2 tRNA genes and 3 rRNA genes are annotated in these 5,489 nt (G+C 45.8%); all 5 read right to left on the minus strand.

Features of this window, described 5'->3' with window-relative positions:
* Positions 1–71: 71 nt before the first annotated feature.
* A 5S ribosomal RNA gene (rrf, locus tag RM697_RS13590) occupies positions 72–179 on the minus strand.
* Between the two features lie 197 nt (positions 180–376).
* Positions 377–3,193 (minus strand): 23S ribosomal RNA (locus RM697_RS13595).
* Positions 3,194–3,317: 124 nt separating this feature from the next.
* Positions 3,318–3,394 (minus strand) — tRNA-Ala (locus RM697_RS13600).
* Between the two features lie 86 nt (positions 3,395–3,480).
* Positions 3,481–3,554: transfer RNA gene (locus tag RM697_RS13605), tRNA-Ile, on the minus strand.
* Positions 3,555–3,635: 81 nt separating this feature from the next.
* Positions 3,636–5,159, minus strand: a 16S ribosomal RNA gene (locus RM697_RS13610).
* The 16S, 23S and 5S rRNA genes sit together here with 2 tRNA genes alongside, the layout of an rRNA operon.
* Positions 5,160–5,489 lie beyond the last annotated feature (330 nt).

Raw genomic sequence — 5,489 nt, forward strand, 5'->3', positions numbered from 1 at the left:
TATTCTAAACAAAAAAACACCCTTACTAATAAAAGTAAGGGTGTTTATAAATCACGTTAGTTGCGTGACAAAAAAGGCGGCGACCTACTCTTCCACGATTGTAGTACCATCGGCGCAAATGGGCTTAACTTCTCTGTTCGGAATGGTAAGAGGTGAGCCCCATCGCTATAACCACCTTAAAGTTTAGTAATTAGTAACTTATTATTAGTAAAATAGTACTTACTACTTCACACTTATTACTAAGTACTTGCGCTTTTGCGCAAATATCTTAACATATTGAAAAAGGACGATAATTGTCTATATACATGATTGTTTTATACTCTAAAAAAACACCTTCACTCAGCAATCATTACTGGTCACTGAGCGAAGTCGAAGTGACAATAAGCCTATGGGTTATTAGTACTACTTGGCTATGACATTACTGCCTTTACACCTATAGCCTATCAACGTGGTCATCTTCCACGACCCTTTAAAGAAATCTCATCTTGTGGTGGGTTTCGCGCTTATATGCTTTCAGCGCTTATCCCTTCCCAACGTAGCTACTCTGCAATGCCACTGGCGTGACAACAGATACACCAGAGGTTAGTCCAACTCGGTCCTCTCGTACTAGAGTCAGATCCACTCAAATTTCTAACGCCCACAGTAGATAGAGACCGAACTGTCTCACGACGTTCTGAACCCAGCTCGCGTGCCACTTTAATGGGCGAACAGCCCAACCCTTGGGACCTTCTCCAGCCCCAGGATGTGACGAGCCGACATCGAGGTGCCAAACCCCCCCGTCGATGTGAGCTCTTGGGGGAGATCAGCCTGTTATCCCCGGAGTACCTTTTATCCTTTGAGCGATGGCCCTTCCATGCGGAACCACCGGATCACTATGCTCTACTTTCGTACCTGATCGACCTGTATGTCTCTCAGTCAAGCTCCCTTATGCCATTGCACTCTACGCACGGTTACCAAGCGTGCTGAGGGAACCTTTAGAAGCCTCCGTTACTCTTTTGGAGGCGACCACCCCAGTCAAACTACCCACCAAGCACTGTCCTTCGCAAGAAGTTAGACTCTAGATAAGCAAAGGGTGGTATTTCAACAATGACTCCACAACGCCTAGCGACGCCACTTCAAAGTCTCCCACCTATCCTACACATTACTTATCCAAAGCCAATACTAAGCTATAGTAAAGGTTCACGGGGTCTTTTCGTCCCACTGCGGGTAAACGGCATCTTCACCGTTACTACAATTTCACCGAGCTCATGGCTGAGACAGTATCCAGATCGTTACACCATTCGTGCAGGTCGGAACTTACCCGACAAGGAATTTCGCTACCTTAGGACCGTTATAGTTACGGCCGCCGTTTACTGGGGCTTCATTTGAATGCTTTGCTAAAAGCTAACATCTCCACTTAACCTTCCAGCACCGGGCAGGTGTCAGGCCCTATACGTCATCTTTCGATTTAGCAGAGCCCTGTGTTTTTGATAAACAGTCGCCTGGATCTTTTCACTGCGGCCCATCCGAAGATGGGCGACCCTTCTCCCGAAGTTACGGGTCGATTTTGCCTAGTTCCTTAGCCATGAATCTCTCGAGCACCTTAGAATTCTCATCCCAACTACCTGTGTCGGTTTAGGGTACGGGCTGCTTCACTCGCTTTTCTTGGAAGTCGCTTCTCTGGATTATCACCTTGGCCGTAGCCTCAGTGTACTATCGCCGTGTTACCACTGGCTTCAACGTGCTATTCCGTCAGCACGCACCAAATATACGCCTCCGTCACTTTTATTGTGAGCAGGTACAGGAATATTAACCTGTTGGCCATCCACTACCCCTTTCGGGTTCGCGTTAGGTCCCGACTAACCCTCAGCTGATTAGCATAGCTGAGGAAACCTTAGTCTTTCGGTGTGCGGGTTTCTCGCCCGCATTATCGTTACTTATGCCTACATTTTCTTTTGTAGCTTCTCCAGCATACCTCGCAGTACACCTTCGACGACACTACAATGCTCCCCTACCACTTTTACAAGTCCATAGCTTCGGTAGTATGTTTATGCCCGATTATTATCCATGCCGGATCGCTCGACTAGTGAGCTGTTACGCACTCTTTAAATGAATGGCTGCTTCCAAGCCAACATCCTAGCTGTCTGTGCAATCCAACCTCGTTTATTCAACTTAACATACATTTGGGGACCTTAGCTGATGGTCTGGGTTCTTTCCCTCTCGGACATGGACCTTAGCACCCATGCCCTCACTGCTGATCATCATTTTATAGCATTCGGAGTTTGTCAGGAATTGGTAGGCGGTGAAGCCCCCGCATCCAATCAGTAGCTCTACCTCTATAAAACTAAATCAACGCTGCACCTAAATGCATTTCGGGGAGTACGAGCTATTTCCGAGTTTGATTGGCCTTTCACCCCTACCCACAGGTCATCCCAAGACTTTTCAACGTCAACGGGTTCGGGCCTCCACTATGTGTTACCACAGCTTCACCCTGCCCATGGGTAGATCACACGGTTTCGCGTCTACCACTGCTAACTTAAGCGCCCTATTCAGACTCGCTTTCGCTACGGATCCGTACCTGAAGTACTTAACCTTGCTAACAACGGTAACTCGTAGGCTCATTATGCAAAAGGCACGCCGTCACCCTAATGGGCTCCGACCGCTTGTAAGCGTATGGTTTCAGGTTCTATTTCACTCCCTTATTCAGGGTTCTTTTCACCTTTCCCTCACGGTACTAGTTCACTATCGGTCTCTCAGGAGTATTTAGCCTTAACGGATGGTCCCGCCAAATTCACACAGGGTTTCACGTGCCCCGCACTACTCAGGATACTGCTATCTTACTAATCTTTACTTATACGGGACTATCACCCTCTATGGTCGCTCTTTCCAAAGCGTTCTAATTCATTATAGCTCAAATATCGCAGTCCTACAACCCCAATATTGCCGTAACAATATTGGTTTGGGCTAATCCAATTTCGCTCGCCGCTACTATCGGAATCACTTTTGTTTTCTTCTCCTCCGGGTACTTAGATGTTTCAGTTCTCCGGGTTCACTTCCTTTCGGATACTATGTCTTCAACATAGTGGGTTGCCCCATTCGGATATCTACGGATCAATTTGTATGTGCCAATCCCCGTAGCTTTTCGCAGCTTATCACGTCCTTCATCGCCTCTGAGAGCCTAGGCATTCCCCATACGCTCTTATTTAGCTTATTGTACTTTTGTCTTTTTAATGAGTTACATAATTGCTCGTTACAATTATTAATTTTATTAAATATTTCTATCTAATTATCATGTATCTTTTTCAATATGTCAATGAACGTTTTCAGCTATACGCTGTTGGTGGAGAATACCGGAGTCGAACCGGTGACCTCCTGCGTGCAAGGCAGGCGCTCTAGCCAGCTGAGCTAATTCCCCCAATTACTAGTAGTTAGTAATTAGTAGTTAGTAGTTAGTACAACTACCACTCAACTTCTAGAATTTCCTTTATATATTATAGTTAGTAGTCTCAGGCAGACTCGAACTGCCGACCTCTACATTATCAGTGTAGCGCTCTAACCAGCTGAGCTATGAGACTCTACTATAATAGATCAATTAAATTAACAGCAAAAGAGAACAAACTATCTTTTTCTTCTTATTTATAGTCGTCTTTCTCTAGAAAGGAGGTGTTCCAGCCGCACCTTCCGGTACGGCTACCTTGTTACGACTTAGCCCTAGTTACTAATTTTACCCTAGGCCGCTCCTTACGGTGACGGACTTCAGGCACTCCCAGCTTCCATGGCTTGACGGGCGGTGTGTACAAGGCCCGGGAACGTATTCACCGGATCATGGCTGATATCCGATTACTAGCGATTCCAGCTTCACGGAGTCGAGTTGCAGACTCCGATCCGAACTGAGATAGGTTTTAAGGATTCGCTCCACCTCGCGGTGTGGCTGCCCTCTGTACCTACCATTGTAGCACGTGTGTAGCCCAGGACGTAAGGGCCGTGATGATTTGACGTCATCCCCACCTTCCTCACGGTTTGCACCGGCAGTCTTGTTAGAGTTCCCATCTTTACATGCTGGCAACTAACAACAGGGGTTGCGCTCGTTATAGGACTTAACCTGACACCTCACGGCACGAGCTGACGACAACCATGCAGCACCTTGTAAGTAGTCCGAAGAAATAAGCATCTCTGCCTAATGCAACTTACATTTAAGCCCTGGTAAGGTTCCTCGCGTATCATCGAATTAAACCACATGCTCCACCGCTTGTGCGGGCCCCCGTCAATTCCTTTGAGTTTCATTCTTGCGAACGTACTCCCCAGGTGGGTCACTTATCACTTTCGCTTAGCCACTCAGACCGAAGTCCGAACAGCTAGTGACCATCGTTTACGGCGTGGACTACCAGGGTATCTAATCCTGTTCGCTCCCCACGCTTTCGTCCATCAGTGTCAGTACATTGTTAGTAATCTGCCTTCGCAATTGGTATTCTATGTAATATCTATGCATTTCACCGCTACACTACATATTCTAACTACTTCACAATGACTCAAGATAACCAGTATCAAAGGCAATTCTACAGTTGAGCTGCAGGATTTCACCTCTGACTTAATTATCCACCTACGGACCCTTTAAACCCAATGATTCCGGATAACGCTTGGATCCTCCGTATTACCGCGGCTGCTGGCACGGAGTTAGCCGATCCTTATTCTTACAGTACCGTCAAGATCGTACACGTACGATTGTTTCTTCCTGTATAAAAGCAGTTTACAACCCATAGGGCAGTCTTCCTGCACGCGGCATGGCTGGATCAGAGTTGCCTCCATTGTCCAATATTCCTCACTGCTGCCTCCCGTAGGAGTCTGGTCCGTGTCTCAGTACCAGTGTGGGGGATCCCCCTCTCAGGGCCCCTATCTATCGTTGCCTAGGTATGCCGTTACCATACCTACTAGCTAATAGAACGCATACTCATCTTGTACCGCCGAAACTTTAATAGAATCTCGATGCCGAGACTCCATACTATGGGGTATTAATCTTCATTTCTAAAGGCTATCCCCCTGTACAAGGTAGATTGTATACGCGTTACGCACCCGTGCGCCACTCGTCAGCGGATTGCAAGCAATCCCTGTTACCGTTCGACTTGCATGTGTTAGGCCTGCCGCTAGCGTTCATCCTGAGCCAGGATCAAACTCTTCATTGTTAAATCTTCTGGTATAAATACCAATATTATTAACAACTATAAAAAATTGATTGAGTACTCAAAATGGCTTATTCTCTTTGTCTTGAAAAATTATCGTTTCCAATAACTTCTCTACGCTGTCAATTCAATATGTTAATGAACTTTTTTATTCAAACTTCTTAGCGTTCTGCTCCAAAGCGGGTGCAAATATAAAACCCTTTTTTTTATCCCACAACATCTAAATCAAAAATATTTTTATTTTTTTTATATTGATTCTAATACGTTATTCAACTCCTCAATATCATTAATCTAAATCACCCTTTCAAAGCCCTAAATATTTAAACTTCTTAC

Origin of the sequence: Microcosmobacter mediterraneus (assembly GCF_031846265.1) — a bacterium.
Lineage (GTDB): Bacteria > Bacteroidota > Bacteroidia > Flavobacteriales > Flavobacteriaceae > Microcosmobacter > Microcosmobacter mediterraneus.